A 16,936-nucleotide genomic window follows, 5' to 3' on the forward strand; every position below is an offset into this window, starting at 1 on the left:
TAAACTATAATTACCTCTTGCTACATTTGTGTAAAAATAATGTGCTTTTCAGCGCGTGAAAGCGTTTTCATTGCGCTTTGACGCCTGTGAACGGGGGAGCCAATAAAAAAAGAAACTTATCTTTTTTTTATAATAGCGCGTAGCACAGAAACTTAACAGAATATCAATCCTGCGAATAAGCGCACAAATTGGAAATTAAACTGCCGATTAACGCCCCTACAGAAGCTAATGTTATCTTTATGTTGCCATTAGGATTTCTGAGGTTTAAAAATTGCGTGAATGATTGTTACCACCGGGCTGATAGTTCCCGAAAGCAATCATCGTTACGCAAAGCAATGTAAATGTTAAACCAGAAAAACGCATTTCGATGCATAAAGAATTATTTTGTTACATTATCTTTGGCTTTAAGTCAAATTTGCTTGTTGCAGGTCAAGTCGGCGGACTAAAAAGTATGTGTATGGATTTGCCACAGGGACAGGAGGATGACGGCCATATTGTTAACATTATTACCGATGTATCTGGCTTCCTTAGCGTCGGCCCAGACAATCTGGCCATGATGAGCGTGGCGATACGGCAGGGCAGGCGGCCCTCGCTGGCTTTAGCTGCTGACGTTATGAGTGGCTTTCCGTGCCGGGCGGTATTCGGCAGCTATACGCCGCTTTTCCAAACCGCTATAGCCGCCCAAACTTACCTGTGTGCGGCGTCTGATTGAGGCAGCTTTTGCGCTCTTTTTGGCGCTGCCGGTATTGGCTTGTTGATTAAAAGGCAGACCGCCGTTTAAAACAGGGTTGGCCTTGCGGTCAGGCTCGTTTCTTCTCAAAGTTGTTATCGTTACGTAAAAAACGGTAGTAACAAAAGTTTGATCTTCATCTCAAATTGTAAATTCCTCTGCGGCAGCCCATTTTAGTTGCGCCATGTTACCGTTAACATGCCAGCAGCAGGTCACTACCTGTCTGTTGTTCCCTACTTACGCCTGCCGCCATCTGGCAGAAAAACAGAAGCGGCCCACAGGCTGCCGGAGAAACATCATGCCAATACTCTTTGTCGTCATCGGCGTAGCGCTGCTGCTGTTGCTGATGGTTCGTTTCAAGCTGAACGGTTTTATCGCCCTGATCCTCGTGGCGCTGGCGGTGGGCGTTATGCAGGGAATGCCCGTCAATAAAGTTATCACCTCAATAAAAGCCGGCGTTGGCGGTACGCTGGGCAGCCTGGCGCTGATTATGGGATTTGGCGCAATGCTGGGGAAGCTGCTGGCGGACTGCGGTGGCGCGCAGCGCATCGCCACTACGCTTATCAATAAGTTTGGCAAGGATCACATTCAGTGGGCGGTGGTGCTGACTGGCTTTACCGTCGGCTTCGCGCTGTTTTACGAAGTTGGCTTTGTGCTGCTGCTGCCGCTGGTATTGTCGATCGCGGCGGCGGCCCGCGTGCCGTTGCTGTTTGTTGGCGTGCCGATGGCGGCCTCGCTTTCGGTGACGCACGGGTTTCTGCCGCCGCACCCAGGCCCCACGGCTATAGCAACGCTGTTTCATGCCGATATGGGTAAAACGCTGCTGTACGGCACGCTGCTGGGGATCCCGACGGTAATCCTGGCCGGGCCGGTATTTGCACGCTTTTTAAAAGGCATTGATAAGCCGGTGCCGCAGGGGTTGTATAACCCGAAGAGCTTTAGCGAAGCGGAGATGCCGACGTTTGCAGTCAGCGTCTGGACGGCGCTGGTGCCGGTAGTGCTGATGGCGGTGCGCGCGGTGGCGGAGATGGTGCTGCCAAAAGGGCATGTATTGCTGCCGTACGCGGAGTTTTTCGGCGATCCGATTATGGCCACCCTGATTGCGGTGCTGATTGCCATCTTTACGTTTGGGCTGAATCGTGGCCGCACCATGGAGCAAATTACGGACACGCTGGGCGATTCCATTAAAATCATCGCCATGATGCTGCTGATTATCGGCGGCGGCGGTGCCTTTAAGCAGGTTCTGGTCGACAGCGGCGTGGATAAATATATCGCCAGCCTGATGGAGGGCAGTTCGGTATCGCCTATTTTGATGGCATGGTCTATTGCCGCCGCGCTGCGTCTGGCGCTGGGGTCGGCCACGGTTGCGGCGATCACCGCAGGCGGGATTGTGGCGCCGATTATTGTCACCACGGGCGTCAGCCCGGAGCTGATGGTGATTGCGGTGGGTTCCGGCAGCGTGATTTTCTCGCACGTTAACGACCCGGGTTTCTGGCTGTTTAAAGAGTACTTTAACCTGAGTATCGGGGAGACGCTGCGCTCCTGGTCAGTGCTGGAAACAATTATTGCGGTATGTGGGCTGGCAGGCTGCCTGCTGTTACAGATGGCGCTGGTGTAATGTCGCGGCGGAGCTGGCGCAAGGCAGTGATGCTGGAGTCAAAGTCGCGGCAAGCCTGATGTAAGGCAGAAAGGGCAGATCGGAATACGGACACGCCGTGAATCCTTCCCTGGAGGCTCGGTTGGCGCGTCCATGCGCCAAACGGTCCGCTTATCCGCTCAGCCCTTTTTGCCCCCCTGGCATGGACATCGCGGTAAGAGAGTGGCGGCAAGCCTGATGTAAGGCAGCAAGGGCAGATCGGAACACGGACATGCCGTGAATCCTTCCCAGGAGGCTCGGTTGGCGCGTCCGTGCGCCAAACGGTCCGCTTATCCGCTCAGCCCTTTCTGCCCCCCTGGCATGGGCATCGCGGGAAGAGAGTGGCGGCAAGCCTGATGTAAGGCAGAAAGGGCAGATCGGAACACGGACATGCCGTGAATCCTTCCCTGGAGGCTCGGTTGGCGCGTCCATGCGCCAAACGGCCCGTTTATCCGCTCAGCCCTTTCTGCCCTCTGACTGTGGCATTGCGGTAAGAGAGTGGCGGCCAGCCTGAAGCAGAGCGATAAAGGTTGTGATGCTGTACGTAGGGTTGCGGTAGGCCTGGCGTAAGCGCAACGGCTGCGCCGGTTTGCCCTGTGCCGGTTTAAAACCAGTAAAAACCTTTCGCCATCAGCGCCGCCAGCCCCAGCACCGAGGTAATAAGCACAGCAAACATCAGCCGAAAGTCGGATTTCATTTCCAGACGCAGATTGATGTTTAATTTGTCGATATCGTAACGCATCTCCCGCAGGTCCGTTCTGATATCGCTGATATGGTTTTTGATGTTATCCACGTCAGATTCAAGTTTTGCGATTTTGACTTGCATGCTTTCTCCTTTTGCGTTGCTTCCTGCTGAAACGACCGGCCCGCGAGCTGGGATAATTCGCGTTTACCATGCTGCCTCACCTTATCGCTTTGCTTCTCCTGAGTGCTGCCGCGCTGATGTTTCAGGCCAGTGCCGTTTTGCTGCGGTGCGGATCAACTTTATGCCTCTCATTTTTTCCGTCAATAACGAACAGGCGCTTTTTGGCCGCAGAAGGGTATCGCTTTTTAGTTTTGGATAACGGCGCATAAAATAATGAAAATGCATGAAACAAGGCTGGCGTGATTTGCGAGCCGCATCAGCTCGTCTGGCTATCAGAAAGCATCGGCCGACGTGGCAAAAAAACAAAAGTTATTGTTACCGCCAATTTAACTTAAGCGTAGTTATTCTGCCGAATCGCTCCCTTTCATTATTCTGCTACTTTAATTGTGGATTAACCGTCTACGCTTACCTTTTCTTTTTTAACGACTATTTTCCTGGCGCGGCGAACCTCATCCTTTTTCTTGTCGCGGGTTATTTCATTGGTTGCCAGATAACAAGGCTGGTACGTATAATCTTTTGAATTGTCGCGACTTTTTAACTTAAGCCAAATTTTTTGGCGTGGCTGCCGTCGGCCGCTGGCGCAGCTTTTTATATTCAGCCTTGCGGCTTCTTTTTATTATCTGACCGAATGGGCGGGCGCTCGCCTTTGGGGATTATTGCAGTATGGAAGAACAAACAGACATCGCTTTCCAGGTGCCCGATCTGCCGCTGGACGGCATTCCGTCGTCGATTCTGCGGCTGGGTAAAAGGCTGGCGGATACCAAATATCAGGTCGATTTGCTGGGTAAAAACGGCTGGGCGGAGCTGACCTCGAATCTGCATGGCCTGGAAGCAGGCGGTGAATGGGATGGGGCGGATGACGCGCTGACCTTTTTCAGCAAGATTTTTCCTTTTGCCATTCTGCCTGCGGAAACGGAGCCGATGGGCGTATTTAACGTGCCGACCGAACGCGTAATTGGCCGCAGCTGGCGCTGGTGGCCTGAACATCTGAACGGCAGCAGCGAAGCAAGGTTTCTTGAGCATCTTAATGGCCCGTTCGCGGCGGATGGTACCTCCTGGTATTTTTTACCTGCGCTGGGCGTGCTGCTGGCCGCGCAGGGACAGGGGCGGGTCAACTACTGTCGCTATCACCATATTCCTTCGATACGCGCGCGCGTCAGTCATCTGCATTACCCGCCAGCGGATCGCTTTCGGCTTTATCACGTTATGCGGGGTGAAACGCGCCAGAGCTGGGTGGTTTACAACAACCGCTATCTGCAACCCGTGCAGCTGCCGCGCATTACCTTGCCCGCGCTGACCGCCTACGGCGTGCACAGCGCCAGCTGGCCGCTGACTTTCCCGCCCGTCGCGCGCGTCTTTGACGAGCTGCATCATCCGCAGCAGCTGGGCGATTTTATTGCGCCGGGTATCGATCTGGAAGCGGTAAAAGGCAGGATCCGGGCAGAGAAAGAGGCCGAGAAGCGCGCGGTAAAACCGGTGAAAATGGCGCTCAGCGATATGGATATTACCAATATCTGGCCGGTCAGCCTGACGCTTTCCTTCTTCTTTATCCTGGCATTGGTCGTGGCCGGATTAACCTCCGGCGCGGGCTGGCCGGGCGGCATCAGCCTGCTGGTTTGCGGCATGGCGGGCAGCCTGCTGCTGTTTATCGCCACGCCGATTTTCCTGGTCAGCAAGCGCCACCACCGCGCCTGGCAGCCGGAGAAACCACAGGCGGCAGAGACGCCGCCCGTGGAAGAAACGGAGGTCAAAACGCCTGAAGCTACTGCACCAGGCGGTGGCTGATCGCGTATCTGACGATATCGGCGTTGCTGCTGAACTGCATTTTCTCCATCATGCGCGACTTATAGGTGCTGACGGTTTTATTACTGATTGCCAGGGCTTCGGCAATGGCGTTGATGGTTTCGCCGTGCGCCAGCATCAGCAGGATCTGGCGTTCGCGGGTCGTCAGCGTTTCGTGCAGCGCGCGGTTGCCGTTCTGGTATTCGGCAAAGACGATTTCCTGCGCCAGATCATGGTCGATATAGCGCGATCCGCGCGCCACGCTGCGGATCGCCGCCAGCAGCGCATCCGGATTTTTGTCCTTGGTGATGTAGCCTCCCGCGCCGCAGTTCAGCACGCGACGGGCGATCTGCGGTTCGTTAAACATGCTCAGCACAAGAATAGGCAGATCTTCATACTGCGAGCGAATACGGTTAATTAGATCTTCGCCGCTGATGCCGGGCATAGAGATATCCAGCAGCAGCAGATCGAGGCCGCCAAGACGCAGCCTTTCCAGTACCTGACCGCCGTCGCCAGCCTCGCCCACGACGGTGATATGGTCGTCGAGCGCAAATATCTGTTTCAGCCCTTCACGCATCAGAGCGTGATCGTCGGCGATCACTAATCTTATGACATCATTCATCCTGCATCCCTGGTTGCTGACGGAAAATAGGCCTGGTTTTTTAAAGGAAGGGTCAGTTCCAGCTGCGTGCCTTCGCCGGGACGGCTGGTGATGGTCACCTGACCATTCAGCATATCCACACGCTCTTTAATCCCTAAAAGCCCGAAGGCGTCGTGACGCACGGAGTGCATCTGGAAACCGCGGCCGTTATCACGTACCTGGATCACCAGCGCGTCGCGGGTGGTCTGGACGATAATCGATACCTTACTGGCGCGGGCATGACGGGAAATATTGGTAAGCGACTCCTGCACGATGCGAAACACCGTGGTCACCACCTGGTCGGAGAGCGCTACCGGCTTGCCTTCCGGGACGATCAGCATACAGCTACAGCCGCCGTTTTTGACAAACTCGTCGCGCAGCCACTCCAGCGCGGGCATCAGCCCCATGTTCAGCATATTGGGGCGCAGCCGCGTGGAGACGTCGCGCACCACCTGGATGGTGCTGTCGATCAGCGTCATCAGGTAATCCACCTGGCTGGAAACGCGAGCGGGATTTTTGCTTTGCATGCCGATAACCGACAGCCCGGCGCGCAGGCTGGTTAAATGCTGGCCCAGCTCGTCATGGATCTCCCGCGCGATATGCTTGCGCTCCTGCTCGGTGCGCTCCTGCTGATTACTGGCAAGAAGGCGCAGCTGATGATGCGCGGCGCGTACTTCGTTTTCCACCTCCCGCAGGCGCGTGATATCGCGGCCCACGGCCAGGATTGTCACCACTTCGCCTTTCAAATCGTATTCCGGTACGCAGCGCACGTGCAGCACCATCGCGCGTTCGCCAAAGCGCGCCTCCAGTTCCGATTCGCTCTTTTCGCCGCTTGCCAGCGTATTGGAAACCAGGCGAAACAGCTGCATACCAGGCTCATCAAACGGAATGCTGTCGGTAAGCCGCCAGCCGCGCGCTTTCTCTTCGCTACAGCCGATTAAATCAAGCACGCGCGGATTAGCATAAAGGCAGCGCAGATCGGTATCGAAGCGGGCTATCAGATCCGGCGAGTTTTCCACCAGCGAGCGAAACTGCTGCTCCTGCTGCAAATAGCGCTCCGTGCGCTGCTTCAGCTCGCGCACGTCGCGCACCACGCACAGCACCAGCATTTCGCCCTCGTGCTCCCAGGCGCTGGAGTTAACCTCGACCGGGATGATTTCGCCGTTATGCATACGGTGCTGCGAGGTAAAGCGGATCCCTTCCGGCCGCAGGCTCAGTTTCCACCACAGCGCGGCGACGTCGGGATCCTGCAGTTCGCCTTCAATATCGGAATAGCTTAATCGAATAAGCGCCTGGTAATTATAACCGAGCATTTCGCAGGCTTTATTATTGATATAAGCCAGTTGGGCATCCTGACGCACCAAATAGATGGCGTCGTTAACGCGGTCAAGCGCGAAGTCGGGCAGAATGGCGCGGCCATTATAAGGCTCTTTACTGACGTTAAGGCTAAATATCTCAGACGAAAGCATTTCTCTCTCTGTTTAATGAAAAAGGGATAATAAGCATAAATTATTACAGCTTATCGTGCAGCTCAGAAAAATTTTTTAACTGACTCAGTACAGCAAATATTTTGTCAGGAGGCCATTAACCTGACTCTGAAAATGGTGACGGATCGCAAATAATTAATTATTACGCGCATCAGCCTGCAAAAATCCTGTTCCTCAGCTTATCGTGCTTTTCAGCGATTCACGCACGCGCGACAGGCGCGATTTTACCGTGCCTAAAGGGATATTCAGCGAGGTCGCCACGTCCTGGTAGCTCCCGTTGCGCTCCACCAGGATCGTCAGCATCCGCCGCGTCTCTTCCGGCAGGCGATCGATCGACGCGGCCATTACGCTGAGTAGCTGATCGTTAGCGATAATATCGCTGGGATCGCATTCCTGAATCAGCTCCAGCACGTTGTCTTCGTTGATGCTGTCAAAGAGGAAACGGTTCTGATGCGTTTTGTAGTAGTTGCGGATGAGATTGGCGGCGATGCCAAAAAGCCAGGTTTCCGGCCGCGACGCGCCTAAAAATTTATGGCTGTTGCGCAGCACTTCCACACAGGTCATTTGCGCAATGTCCTCCACGTCTTCCCGATTTGAAACACGCTTGCGAATAAAATTATGCAGCTTGCGATTTTGCTGGCAAAGAATTTCCTGCCATAAAACGGCGACCGGGGCTTCAGGGGTAAAAGACATTTCAATTGGCGTGGCAGTTAACATTTTTTTGCTCCTGGCATTATTCAGATACGTTGTTATTGCAAAGGGTGTGCCAGGCCAGAAAAAAGATGAAATAGCAGTCATAGCGCGGTTGTTGTGAATTAATTAAGAATCATCTGAGACAAATAGCGACAAAAAAGCAAAAAGAGTTGTGCAAGTTTTTACACTAATAACGGAGGTTGAAAGTTTCAGCTGGTCGTCTTTTTTTTACTTTTATTTATTGGGGAACCGGCTTCGTTTTTTTACCACTTAATCCCATCGCGAAATCAACCTTTGGGGCCGGGATGATAAAAGTCCAATCTTCTCTTCAGTATCAACAGGCGCTGGCCAAAACGGTGTTAAAGCAGGATATACCGCGTCCGGCAGCAACGGGCACGGGCACTGGCCCGGAGGTTCGGGCAAGACCGGTAAACACCCCTCTGGCGGCAGCCTCGCTGACCGATTCGCTGGAAGAGATCGGCATGATGTTCAGCGAAAAGGTAGAAAAAAAAACCAAGGGACTGAACCGTCGGCAGATCAATACCCAGCATCTACGCAGCAATCGCGGCGCGGTAGAGCGCATCGAGCGGCTTGGCGAACTCTACCAGATGTTGGACGACGAACAGCAGGAGAAGCTGGAGGCGCGGCTTGGTGCCCTGAAAGGGGTGCTGGGGCGGGAGCCGGATGCGGAGCAGCTGGTGGCCTCTGTGGACGACGATCCGGCGCGCTGCGATCTGCTGCTGCGGATGACGCTGCGCGAAGCCGATCGCAGCGGCGATATTGCGACCGCCAACGCCGCTGGCGAGGCGCTGAACAAACTCGACGAGCAGTACGGCGAAAGCGTAAGGGCCGGGCTGAATACTGCCTCGGCCATCGCCAGCTTTACCACCGATCCCACGGAAAAGCAGGCGATACGTCATCTCTACTATCACGGCATCGTTAAGCATCAGTCGGCGGCGGTAATGCTGGACAGCCTGCTGGAGCGTTTTGGCCGCGAGCAGTTTGTACCAGGACTGCGTACTCTACAGCGCGCGCTGGCGGAGGATATTGCCTCGCTGACGCCTTCGCTCTCTTCGCGCTCGCTGCACAAAATCCACGTTGCCCTGAGCGAGGCGGGGCAGCTGACGCAAATGATCGCTCACAGCGACAAACTGCTTAACCGGCTACGCAGCGGCGGGAAAATTCCGCTCTCTGCGCTCGACGGCCTGGCGATGACCCGACGTCTGCTGGGCATCGCGGAGATGGGGCTACAGCCGCGCGATATCACCGCCATCGTGAAAGAGTTTGAGGTCGAACAGCCGCAGGCGCGGATGCGCTTTCTGAACGGGCTGCTGCCGCTGGTCAACGATATGCCGCCGAAGCTGTGGCGGGACCAGAAAAATCAGCCGGAAGCAGCGACGCTACTGCGCGCCACCATCACCAAACTTATCAATGACCAGAACCGCGCGGGAAGTCAGGGAGCGGTATGAACAGCCTGTTTTTGATCCTCAACCGCATCGCGCTGGCGGCCATGCAGCGCTCCGAGATCATCGGCGCGATGTTTGCGCTGGCGATCGTGTTTATGCTGATTATTCCGCTGCCGCTGGGGCTGATCGATGCGCTGATTGCCGTCAATATCTGTCTCTCTTCGCTGCTGGTGGTGCTGGCGATGTATCTGCCCAAGCCGCTGGCGTTTTCCAGCTTTCCGGCGGTGCTGCTGCTGACCACCATGTTCCGGCTGGCGCTGTCGATTTCCACCACGCGACAGATCCTGGTACAGCAGGACGCGGGCCATATCGTGGCCGCTTTCGGCACCTTCGTGGTCGGCGGCAACCTTGCGGTGGGGATGGTGATGTTCCTGATCCTGACCGTGGTGAACTTCCTGGTGATCACCAAAGGGTCGGAAAGGGTGGCGGAGGTGGCCGCACGCTTTACGCTGGACGCGATGCCGGGCAAGCAGATGTCGATCGACAGCGATTTGCGCGCGGGCATCATTGATGTGAATACCGCCAAACGCAAACGTGTCGATCTGGCGAAAGAGAGCCAGCTGTTCGGCGCAATGGATGGCGCAATGAAGTTTGTAAAAGGTGATGCGATCGCCGGGTTAGTTATCCTCTTTATTAACCTGATCGGCGGTTTCAGCATCGGCGTAATGCAGCTGGGAATGCCGGCAGGCGATGCGATGCACACCTATTCGGTGCTGACTATCGGCGACGGCCTGATTGCGCAGATCCCGGCGCTGCTGATCTCGCTGACGGCCGGGATGATTATCACCCGCGTTTCGTCCGACGGCGACAGCAGCATGGATAACAATATCGGTCGGGAAATTGCGGAGCAGCTCACCAGCCAGCCTAAAGCCTGGATTTTTTCCTCCATCGGCATGTTCGGCTTTGCACTGCTGCCGGGGATGCCGACCGGCGTCTTTGTGGTGCTGGCGCTGCTGACGCTGGCCTCGGGCAGTTTTCAGGTGTGGCGCACAAAAAGAGAGCTGGTAGCCAGCCAGCCGCAGATGGAAAACGAGGTGATCCCGCCCGAGCTGAACGGCACGGAAGATTTACGCCAGTTCAACCCCACGCGGCCCTACCTGCTGCAATTTCCGGCCAACGCGCGCGGCACGGCGGAAACGCTGGAGCTGGTGCAGGCTATCCGTCGCCTGCGCAACAGCATCGTTTATAACTACGGCTTTACGCTGCCCGCTTTTGATATCGAGTTTCAGGAGCAGCAGCCCGCCGATGAGTTTCGCTATTCGGTCTACGAGATCCCGCGCGTTATCGGCACTTTTGGCGTAACGACGCCTGCCGTCAGCCGCCACGAACATGAAGCGTTGGCGGCGCAGGAGGGCGTGCAGCCCGGCACGGAAGCCAGAAGAGAAACGACGCTGCTGTGGCTGCCTGCCGATCACGCGGTGCTCCAGGACGAAAACGTGCCGCGCTGGGGTTTTCACGAACTGCTGATGAAAAGGATGGAAAACGCCATCCACGCGAGCGCGCCCAACTTTATCGGTCTGCAGGAGACGCGCGCGCTGATGGGCTGGCTGGAGAGCGAACAGCCCGAGCTGGCGCAGGAGCTCCAGCGGGTGATGCCGATTGCGCGTTTCTCTAACGTGCTGCAAAACCTGGTGGCGGAGCGCATCCCGCTGCGCTCGGTGCGCGCCATTGCCGAAGCGCTGATCGAACACGGTCAGCACGAGCGGGATATCAGCCTGCTGACCGATCTGGTGCGTATCTCGCTGAAAGAACACATCTGTTATCAGTACGCGCAGGATGATGGCCTGCACGTCTGGCTACTGACGCCGGAGATGGAAGAGCAGCTGCGCGACGCGCTGCGCCAGACGCAGAACGAGGTCTTTTTTGCGCTGACGCAGGAACAAACGATGGCCATCCTGACCCAGTTGCGCAGCGCCTTTATGCCGGAACAGTCGGCGTTGGCGGTGCTGCTGGTGGCACAGGATCTGCGCAGTCCGCTGCGCGGTTTGATTCAGGATGAGTTCCATCAGGTGCCGGTGCTGTCGTTTGCCGAGCTGCAAACCAACCTGGCGATTAACGTTGTCGGTCGTCTTGAACTGGAGGAGGGCATCGACGCTTTCGATGCCTGAGGAGCGGATTATGTTTGAGCTACGCGTACTCACGGGCCGCCATCAGGGAGCGGCATTGCCGGTCAGCGGCGGGCGCTGGACGCTGGGCCACAGCGAAGAGGCCGATCTGCAATTAACTGACGACGGCGTGGCTTCTCAGCACGCCGCGCTGTGTTTTGAAGACGAGCGCTGGCAGCTGCACGGCATTGAAGGCCAGGTGCGTCAGGCGGAGGGCGAGCCGCTGACGCTGCTGGATCCGCTGTCGCCCGATACGCCTTTTGCGCTGGGCGAGGTCTGGCTCTGTCTGGCGCCGGCGGAGCAGCCCTGGGAAGCGATGCGCGCGGCGCCGCTGCCCGTTGCACCTGCGGCCGTCGCCGCACCGGTTGCTGCCTCCGCGCCCGCGCCCGCGCCTTCGCGCCTTTTTTCTCGCGGTATTCAGGTGCTGTCGGTCAGTCTGATCCTGCTGCTGAGCTTCACGATTATCAGCTGGATCCTTCAGCCCACCGTGGCGCAGACCGCCACCACGCCTTCCAGCCGCAAAATGCTGGAAACCTTACAGGAGGTGCGGCCGCCGCTGCTGGCGATGCTGCGGGAGCGAGGCCTGACGCCGGGGGTGAAAATCGATATGGATAAAGGGCGACTGATCCTGAACGGCGAGCTGAGCAAAGAGCGGTTACAGATCCTCGACAGGATGCTGACGCGCTTTCAGGCGCAGTATAACGTGCTGCCGCAGCTGGTTAACCATACGCGACTGCGCAGCGCGAAGCTGCCTTTCCGCATCGTGCAGATCACCACCGGCAAGCGGGCTAACGTGGTGACGGACGCCGGCGAACGGCTGTTTGTCGGCGATCAGGTTGGCGATTTGCGGCTGGTGGCGATCACCTCCAGCGAAGTTGAATTCGCCGGTCGGGAACAGATAAAGGTGAACTGGTGAAGTCTGATTTTCCTCTGCTTGACGACTGGTTTGCCGCCCATCAGCAGCGGCTGGCGCGCTTCTCGCCGGTGGCTATTTACGGGCGCATCACCGGCATCAGCGGCATTCTGCTGGAAAGCAGCCTGCCGGGCGCCCGCATTGGCGATCTCTGCCAGATTGAGGGCAAAAACAACACGCGGGTGCTGGCGGAAGTGGTGGGATTCAACCCTCAGCACACGCTGCTTTCCGCCTTAGGCCAGCTGGACGGCATCGCCCAGGGCGCCCGCGTGACGCCACTGTTTCTGCCGCACAGCATCCGCGTGTCTGAGCAATTGCTGGGCAGCGTGCTGGACGGCTTTGGTCGCCCGATTGAAGCGGGCAGCGTCAGCGCGTTTGCGTTGCCGGGCGAAGCGGACAATGTCAAACCGGTGCTGGGCGATGCGCCGCCGCCGACGGCCCGACCCAGGATCGACACGCCGTTGCCGACCGGGATGCGCGCCATCGACGGGCTGCTGACGCTGGGCGTCGGCCAGCGCGTGGGTATTTTTGCGGGTGCAGGCTGCGGCAAAACCACGCTGCTGGCCGAACTGGCGCGCAATACGCCGTGCGACGTAATTGTGTTTGGTCTGATAGGCGAGCGCGGCCGCGAACTGCGTGAGTTTCTTGACCATGAGCTGGATAGCGAGCTGCGCAGCCGTACGGTGCTGCTGTGCGCCACGTCCGATCGCAGCAGCATGGAGCGCGCCCGCGCGGCTTTTACCGCCACCGCCATCGCCGAAGCCTTTCGCGACCAGGGCAAAAGCGTGCTGCTGATCCTGGACTCCCTGACCCGTTTCGCCCGCGCGCAGCGTGAAATCGGCCTGGCGCTCGGCGAACCGCCGGGACGTGGCGGCCTGCCGCCCTCGGTCTATACGCTGCTGCCAACCCTGCTTGAACGCGCCGGACAAACCACTACCGGCGCGATCACCGCGCTCTATTCGGTGCTGATTGAACAGGATTCGATGAACGATCCGGTCGCGGACGAGGTGCGCTCGCTGATTGACGGCCATATCGTGCTGACGCGCAAGCTGGCGGAGCGCGGTCATTATCCGGCTATCGACATTCTTGCCAGCCTCAGCCGCACCATGAGCAACGTGGTGGCGCGCCAGCAGATTAAAGAGGCGACCGCCGTGCGCCAGCTGATGGCGGCCTGGCAGCAGGTGGAAATGCTGATCCGGCTGGGCGAATACCAGCCGGGCAACGACAGCCTGACGGATGCGGCGGTAGAGGCGCAGGACGCCATCAACGGCTATCTGCAACAGGCGATGCGCGCGCCGTCCGGCTTCGAGCAGACCTGTTTTCAGCTGTCAGAGGTGAGCCGCTATGCGCCGTCACGTTAATCCGGAACCGGAGCCGGTTGCCGACGTCGCCGCCGTTGAGCTGCGGCGCACGCTGGATCTGCTGCTGCCGATCCGTCGTCAGCGGCTGAACCGCAGCGAAAGACAGCAGCGCGAGCAGGAGCAGACGCTGCGCCAGCTGGAGACGCAAACAGATCGGGCTGGCGAACAGCTGAACGAGCGGCGGCAGGGCTATCAGCAGCTGAGAGCGGGTTTCGCGGCGCAAAACTGCGGCGTGCGTCAGGCCAGCTATCTGCTGGAACGCGCCCTCGAACAGGAGCAGCAGGCGCTGAAAAAGGTGCACAGCGGACAGCTGAAGCTGCACGAACTGACCCAGGCTCAGCATGATCAGCAGCAGCGCGTCGAGGCGGCGCGTCAGGAGACGCGGCAGCGACAGCGCGATGTGGAGAAACTGGAATTTTTACTACAGCAGGAGGTAAGCGAATGATTACCCTTTCCGCACAGAGACAGGCGGCGCGGCTGCAACAGCAGCACGATCTCCAGCGCCAGACAACGGAACGCCACAGGGAGCAGCGCGGCGAAGCGCGCATCGCGCAGCGTAAAGAGAAGCCTGCCGACGACGGTGAAAAGGTTGCGCTACGCCGCGAGCCGCGCAAGCCCGCGCGTGAAGAAGATGCATTGTTCAGCGAACTGCTGGAAGAGGGCGAGAGGCCGTTTACGCCGCCGCCTTTCAGCCAGTCCGATTCTCAGCAGCAGGGCTTTGCGCAGCTGGATGAAAGCAGCGCTTACGGCGCGCCGCCCGCGATGGCGATGTGGCAGGAAATCGAAACGGATCTGCTCGCTGCCACGGAGCAGCGCCCGCCCGCTGAGATGACGCTGACGCTGCTCTTGCCGAAGCTGGGCCACGTCGACGCCCGCTTTTCCGCGCTGGCCGCAGGCGGTTGGGATATCGCCCTGCAGCTGCAGCCCGCCGCCTGGCGCGTCCTGCTGCCGCATCAGGAGCGCTGTCGTCTGTCGCTGCGTCAGCGCATGGCCTGCCAGGTACGGCTGCGTTTCGAACGACGCTCGTCGGAGCAGGAAGCATGAACAGGCTGTCGCTAAAAAAACTCAGTAAACAGGCCGCGCGGCTGCGCGGGCAAATCGGCGCGGGCTGTTTTTATCCCTGGCAGCTGGCCGGTGAACCGGGCGTGCTGCGTCTGGCGCTGGCTGACGGCTATCAGCCCGGCGAAATGAGCGTCTGGCAGTGCGAAGCGGGCACGCTGGCATTTACCGACGCGCAGGCGGTGCTGTCGCTGATGGCCGCCACGCCTACTTTTGCCCTGCCTGCGACCGCGCCGGAACAAAGCTGGTACTGGCCGTGGTGGCAAAGTCAACTTTCTGGCGAACTTCTGGCGTTGTTCGGCCACATAGCTGTAACGGAAGAAAAAGCAGCGGGCGAATTTCTGCTGGTGATGACGCTGGCATGGGGAGACAGAGAGGCGCGCAGTCTGCTGGCGCTTTCAGCCGACACCCTGTCGCGTCTTCTGAGCAAACCCGGCTGGCAGCGAGAAGCCATGCCGCTACCGCCCGATTTACCACTGGCTTTGCCGCTGATTATCGGCGAAGTCGAGCTGTCGCCAGGCGCGCTGAAGCGCGGTGATGTGGTGCTGCCGCCGCAGCCTTTTTTTGCCCCGGACGGGCGTGGAACGATCCGTTGCGCCGGGCGTTTGCTGCACGGAGAGTTGCGGATAACGCCCGGTACGACGGCTCATTTTTATCTTAGCGAGATGGAGAACGATGACGTGACTTTGCCCCCTGACGAGTTTGAGCAGCCGATCACTCCCGATCCCCAGTGGGACGAGGGATCGACGACGGAAGCCACGGATTTCTCCGTACTGCCGCTGGCGCTGTCGGTACGCTGCGGCCAGCTGCAGCTGACGCTGGGAGAACTCTCTGCCCTCGCTCCGGGCGCGACGGTGATGATCGATAACGTGACGCCCGGCGAAGCGCTGCTCTGCCACGGCGACTATGCGGTAGCGAAAGGCGAGCTGGTCGACGTGGAGGGCCGCCTTGGCCTGCAAATCACCCAGATGCTGCCGGGCCACAACCCGCTGGCGCGGTAGACGCATGGATGCTTTATCGCTGAACCCGATGACGCTGGCGCTGTTTCTTGGCGCGCTGTCGCTGGTGCCGATTTTAATGATTGTCTGCACCTGCTTTTTAAAAATCTCTATGGTGCTGATGCTGACCCGCAACGCGATGGGCGTGCAGCAGGTGCCGCCCAACATGGCGATTTACGGCATTGCGCTGGCCGCCTCGCTGTTTGTGATGGCGCCGGTTTTCAACGAAATCAGCCAGCGGGTAAAAACGGTGCCGATTGACACCCAGTCCGCGGAGCGGCTCGACTATACGGTCAGCAACGGCGCGGAGCCGCTGAAGCGTTTTATGGTGAAGAATACCGACCCGGATATCTTGATCCACCTACAGGAAAACGCGCAGCGCATGTGGCCAAAAGAGATGTCGGCCACGGTATCTCACGACAGCCCGCTGCTGCTGATCCCCTCGTTTGTTTTGTCGGAGCTGCAAAACGGCTTCAAGATCGGCTTTCTGATTTTTATTCCCTTTATCGTGGTGGATCTGATCGTCTCCAACGTGCTGCTGGCGCTAGGGATGCAGATGGTGTCGCCCATGACCATTTCGCTGCCGCTGAAAATTCTGCTGTTCGTGCTGGTCAGCGGCTGGACGCGGCTGCTCGACGGCCTGTTTTACAGCTATCTGTGAGGGAAAAATGGATATCCTGACCCTTTTCCGCCAGGCGATGCTGCTGGTGGTGATCCTTTCCGCGCCGCCGCTGATCGTGGCGGTGATCGTCGGCGTCATCGTCTCGCTGCTGCAGGCGGTGATGCAGCTTCAGGATCAGACGCTGCCTTTCGCCATTAAGCTGGTGGCGGTGGGCGTCGCGCTGGCGCTGACCGGCCGCTGGATTGGCGTGGAGCTGACCGAACTCACGCAAAGCGCCTTTGCCATGATGCCTAACGTGAAGTACTAACCAGAAGTTAGCTTTATAAAAAAATAAACCCGCCGGATCGGCGGGTTGTTATTACAGGGTAAAGGACAGGTTTATTCACGCGACTGCTCTGGCAATCAGGCGCTGTAAATTTCTCTGTCAGCGACTTCATAGCCGTTATTTTGCGTGCCGCGACAGCTTCGCCGCCAGGAAACGAGGTGTTCGTAAGTGCCTGTTGCAGCTCGCCATCAACATAAATTTTACTGCCGCTGCCTTTTACCGTCGTGCCATTAATGTTGGCCGGTCATAAAAAC

The 16,936-nt window shown here is 58.0% G+C and carries 16 protein-coding genes; 12 read left to right on the forward strand and 4 right to left on the reverse strand.

Annotation, left to right across the window (positions count from 1 at the left end):
- The first annotated feature begins 367 nt into the window (after positions 1-367).
- Positions 368-712, forward strand: a complete 345-nt coding sequence (locus AB3U87_RS08505; protein ID WP_253454966.1) for a hypothetical protein — start codon at positions 368-370, stop codon at positions 710-712.
- 316 nt (positions 713-1,028) lie between these two features.
- Positions 1,029-2,348, forward strand: a complete 1,320-nt coding sequence (gene gntT, locus AB3U87_RS08510; RefSeq protein ID WP_394148845.1) for a gluconate transporter — start codon at positions 1,029-1,031, stop codon at positions 2,346-2,348.
- A gap of 622 nt (positions 2,349-2,970) precedes the next feature.
- On the opposite strand, the gene AB3U87_RS08515 is transcribed toward gntT, so the two are convergent.
- Positions 2,971-3,192 carry a hypothetical protein gene (locus AB3U87_RS08515; RefSeq protein WP_301729851.1) on the reverse strand — a complete coding sequence of 74 codons (222 nt, stop codon included), beginning with the start codon at positions 3,190-3,192 and terminating at the stop codon, positions 2,971-2,973.
- 702 nt (positions 3,193-3,894) lie between these two features.
- Here AB3U87_RS08515 and AB3U87_RS08520 point away from each other — a divergent pair.
- Positions 3,895-5,016 carry a hypothetical protein gene (locus AB3U87_RS08520; RefSeq protein ID WP_253454962.1) on the forward strand — a complete coding sequence of 374 codons (1,122 nt, stop codon included), beginning with the start codon at positions 3,895-3,897 and terminating at the stop codon, positions 5,014-5,016.
- On the opposite strand, the gene AB3U87_RS08525 is transcribed toward AB3U87_RS08520, so the two are convergent.
- The 3 genes from AB3U87_RS08525 to AB3U87_RS08535 all read right to left on the reverse strand — a co-directional run bounded on the left by AB3U87_RS08525 (position 4,994) and on the right by AB3U87_RS08535 (position 7,857).
- Positions 4,994-5,635: a response regulator gene (locus AB3U87_RS08525; protein ID WP_253454961.1), complete on the reverse strand. Its 642-nt coding sequence runs from the start codon at positions 5,633-5,635 to the stop codon at positions 4,994-4,996. The genes AB3U87_RS08520 and AB3U87_RS08525 overlap by 23 nt on opposite strands.
- Entirely contained in the window at positions 5,632-7,122 is a 1,491-nt protein-coding gene (locus AB3U87_RS08530) for a PAS domain-containing sensor histidine kinase (protein ID WP_253454960.1), read from the reverse strand. The genes AB3U87_RS08525 and AB3U87_RS08530 overlap by 4 nt, the downstream gene beginning before the upstream one ends.
- Before the next feature lie 192 nt (positions 7,123-7,314).
- Positions 7,315-7,857, reverse strand: a complete 543-nt coding sequence (locus AB3U87_RS08535; protein WP_253454959.1) for an RNA polymerase sigma factor — start codon at positions 7,855-7,857, stop codon at positions 7,315-7,317.
- Positions 7,858-8,138: 281 nt separating this feature from the next.
- Here AB3U87_RS08535 and sctW point away from each other — a divergent pair, with 281 nt between their 5' ends.
- Genes sctW through sctS form a run of 9 tightly spaced genes read left to right on the forward strand, consistent with a single transcriptional unit; the run spans position 8,139 to position 16,664 of the window.
- Positions 8,139-9,302, forward strand: a complete 1,164-nt coding sequence (gene sctW, locus AB3U87_RS08540; RefSeq protein WP_253454958.1) for a type III secretion system gatekeeper subunit SctW — start codon at positions 8,139-8,141, stop codon at positions 9,300-9,302.
- Positions 9,299-11,407, forward strand: coding sequence for a type III secretion system export apparatus subunit SctV (gene sctV, locus AB3U87_RS08545; protein ID WP_301252567.1), 2,109 nt, complete (start codon positions 9,299-9,301; stop codon positions 11,405-11,407). Before sctW ends, sctV begins: the two co-directional genes overlap by 4 nt.
- 10 nt (positions 11,408-11,417) lie before the next feature.
- A complete protein-coding gene (locus AB3U87_RS08550; protein ID WP_394148846.1) occupies positions 11,418-12,320 on the forward strand; it encodes an FHA domain-containing protein in 903 nt (300 codons plus the stop codon).
- Entirely contained in the window at positions 12,317-13,678 is a 1,362-nt protein-coding gene (gene sctN, locus AB3U87_RS08555) for a type III secretion system ATPase SctN (RefSeq protein ID WP_394148847.1), read from the forward strand. Before AB3U87_RS08550 ends, sctN begins: the two co-directional genes overlap by 4 nt.
- On the forward strand, positions 13,662-14,123 hold the full coding sequence (locus AB3U87_RS08560; protein ID WP_301252571.1) for a type III secretion protein: 462 nt from the start codon (positions 13,662-13,664) through the stop codon (positions 14,121-14,123). The genes sctN and AB3U87_RS08560 overlap by 17 nt, the downstream gene beginning before the upstream one ends.
- Positions 14,120-14,722, forward strand: coding sequence for a type III secretion system HrpP C-terminal domain-containing protein (locus AB3U87_RS08565; RefSeq protein ID WP_253454953.1), 603 nt, complete (start codon positions 14,120-14,122; stop codon positions 14,720-14,722). The genes AB3U87_RS08560 and AB3U87_RS08565 overlap by 4 nt, the downstream gene beginning before the upstream one ends.
- Positions 14,719-15,738 (forward strand): FliM/FliN family flagellar motor switch protein, encoded by a 1,020-nt coding sequence (locus tag AB3U87_RS08570; RefSeq protein ID WP_253454952.1) that lies wholly within the window; start codon positions 14,719-14,721, stop codon positions 15,736-15,738. The genes AB3U87_RS08565 and AB3U87_RS08570 overlap by 4 nt, the downstream gene beginning before the upstream one ends.
- A 4-nt stretch (positions 15,739-15,742) precedes the next feature.
- A complete protein-coding gene (gene sctR, locus AB3U87_RS08575) occupies positions 15,743-16,396 on the forward strand; it encodes a type III secretion system export apparatus subunit SctR (protein WP_125288530.1) in 654 nt (217 codons plus the stop codon).
- Between the two features lie 7 nt (positions 16,397-16,403).
- Positions 16,404-16,664: a type III secretion system export apparatus subunit SctS gene (gene sctS / locus AB3U87_RS08580; protein ID WP_253454951.1), complete on the forward strand. Its 261-nt coding sequence runs from the start codon at positions 16,404-16,406 to the stop codon at positions 16,662-16,664.
- Positions 16,665-16,936: the final 272 nt, after the last annotated feature.

Source organism: Erwinia plantamica, from assembly GCF_043420595.1.
Classification (GTDB): Bacteria; Pseudomonadota; Gammaproteobacteria; order Enterobacterales; family Enterobacteriaceae; genus Erwinia; species Erwinia aeris.

What these genes read in the sequence shown, in the direction of transcription:
- sctW (WP_253454958.1), top strand. Translation starts at nt 8,139, where the DNA reads ATGATAAAAGTCCAATCTTCTCTTCAGTATCAACAGGCGCTGGCCAAA.
- AB3U87_RS08525 (WP_253454961.1), bottom strand. Translation starts at nt 5,635, where the DNA reads ATGAATGATGTCATAAGATTAGTGATCGCCGACGATCACGCTCTGATG.
- AB3U87_RS08535 (WP_253454959.1), bottom strand. Translation starts at nt 7,857, where the DNA reads ATGTTAACTGCCACGCCAATTGAAATGTCTTTTACCCCTGAAGCCCCG.
- sctR (WP_125288530.1), top strand. Translation starts at nt 15,743, where the DNA reads ATGGATGCTTTATCGCTGAACCCGATGACGCTGGCGCTGTTTCTTGGC.
- AB3U87_RS08515 (WP_301729851.1), bottom strand. Translation starts at nt 3,192, where the DNA reads ATGCAAGTCAAAATCGCAAAACTTGAATCTGACGTGGATAACATCAAA.
- sctS (WP_253454951.1), top strand. Translation starts at nt 16,404, where the DNA reads ATGGATATCCTGACCCTTTTCCGCCAGGCGATGCTGCTGGTGGTGATC.
- AB3U87_RS08530 (WP_253454960.1), bottom strand. Translation starts at nt 7,122, where the DNA reads ATGCTTTCGTCTGAGATATTTAGCCTTAACGTCAGTAAAGAGCCTTAT.
- sctV (WP_301252567.1), top strand. Translation starts at nt 9,299, where the DNA reads ATGAACAGCCTGTTTTTGATCCTCAACCGCATCGCGCTGGCGGCCATG.
- AB3U87_RS08550 (WP_394148846.1), top strand. Translation starts at nt 11,418, where the DNA reads ATGTTTGAGCTACGCGTACTCACGGGCCGCCATCAGGGAGCGGCATTG.
- AB3U87_RS08570 (WP_253454952.1), top strand. Translation starts at nt 14,719, where the DNA reads ATGAACAGGCTGTCGCTAAAAAAACTCAGTAAACAGGCCGCGCGGCTG.
- gntT (WP_394148845.1), top strand. Translation starts at nt 1,029, where the DNA reads ATGCCAATACTCTTTGTCGTCATCGGCGTAGCGCTGCTGCTGTTGCTG.
- AB3U87_RS08560 (WP_301252571.1), top strand. Translation starts at nt 13,662, where the DNA reads ATGCGCCGTCACGTTAATCCGGAACCGGAGCCGGTTGCCGACGTCGCC.
- AB3U87_RS08565 (WP_253454953.1), top strand. Translation starts at nt 14,120, where the DNA reads ATGATTACCCTTTCCGCACAGAGACAGGCGGCGCGGCTGCAACAGCAG.
- AB3U87_RS08505 (WP_253454966.1), top strand. Translation starts at nt 368, where the DNA reads ATGCATAAAGAATTATTTTGTTACATTATCTTTGGCTTTAAGTCAAAT.
- AB3U87_RS08520 (WP_253454962.1), top strand. Translation starts at nt 3,895, where the DNA reads ATGGAAGAACAAACAGACATCGCTTTCCAGGTGCCCGATCTGCCGCTG.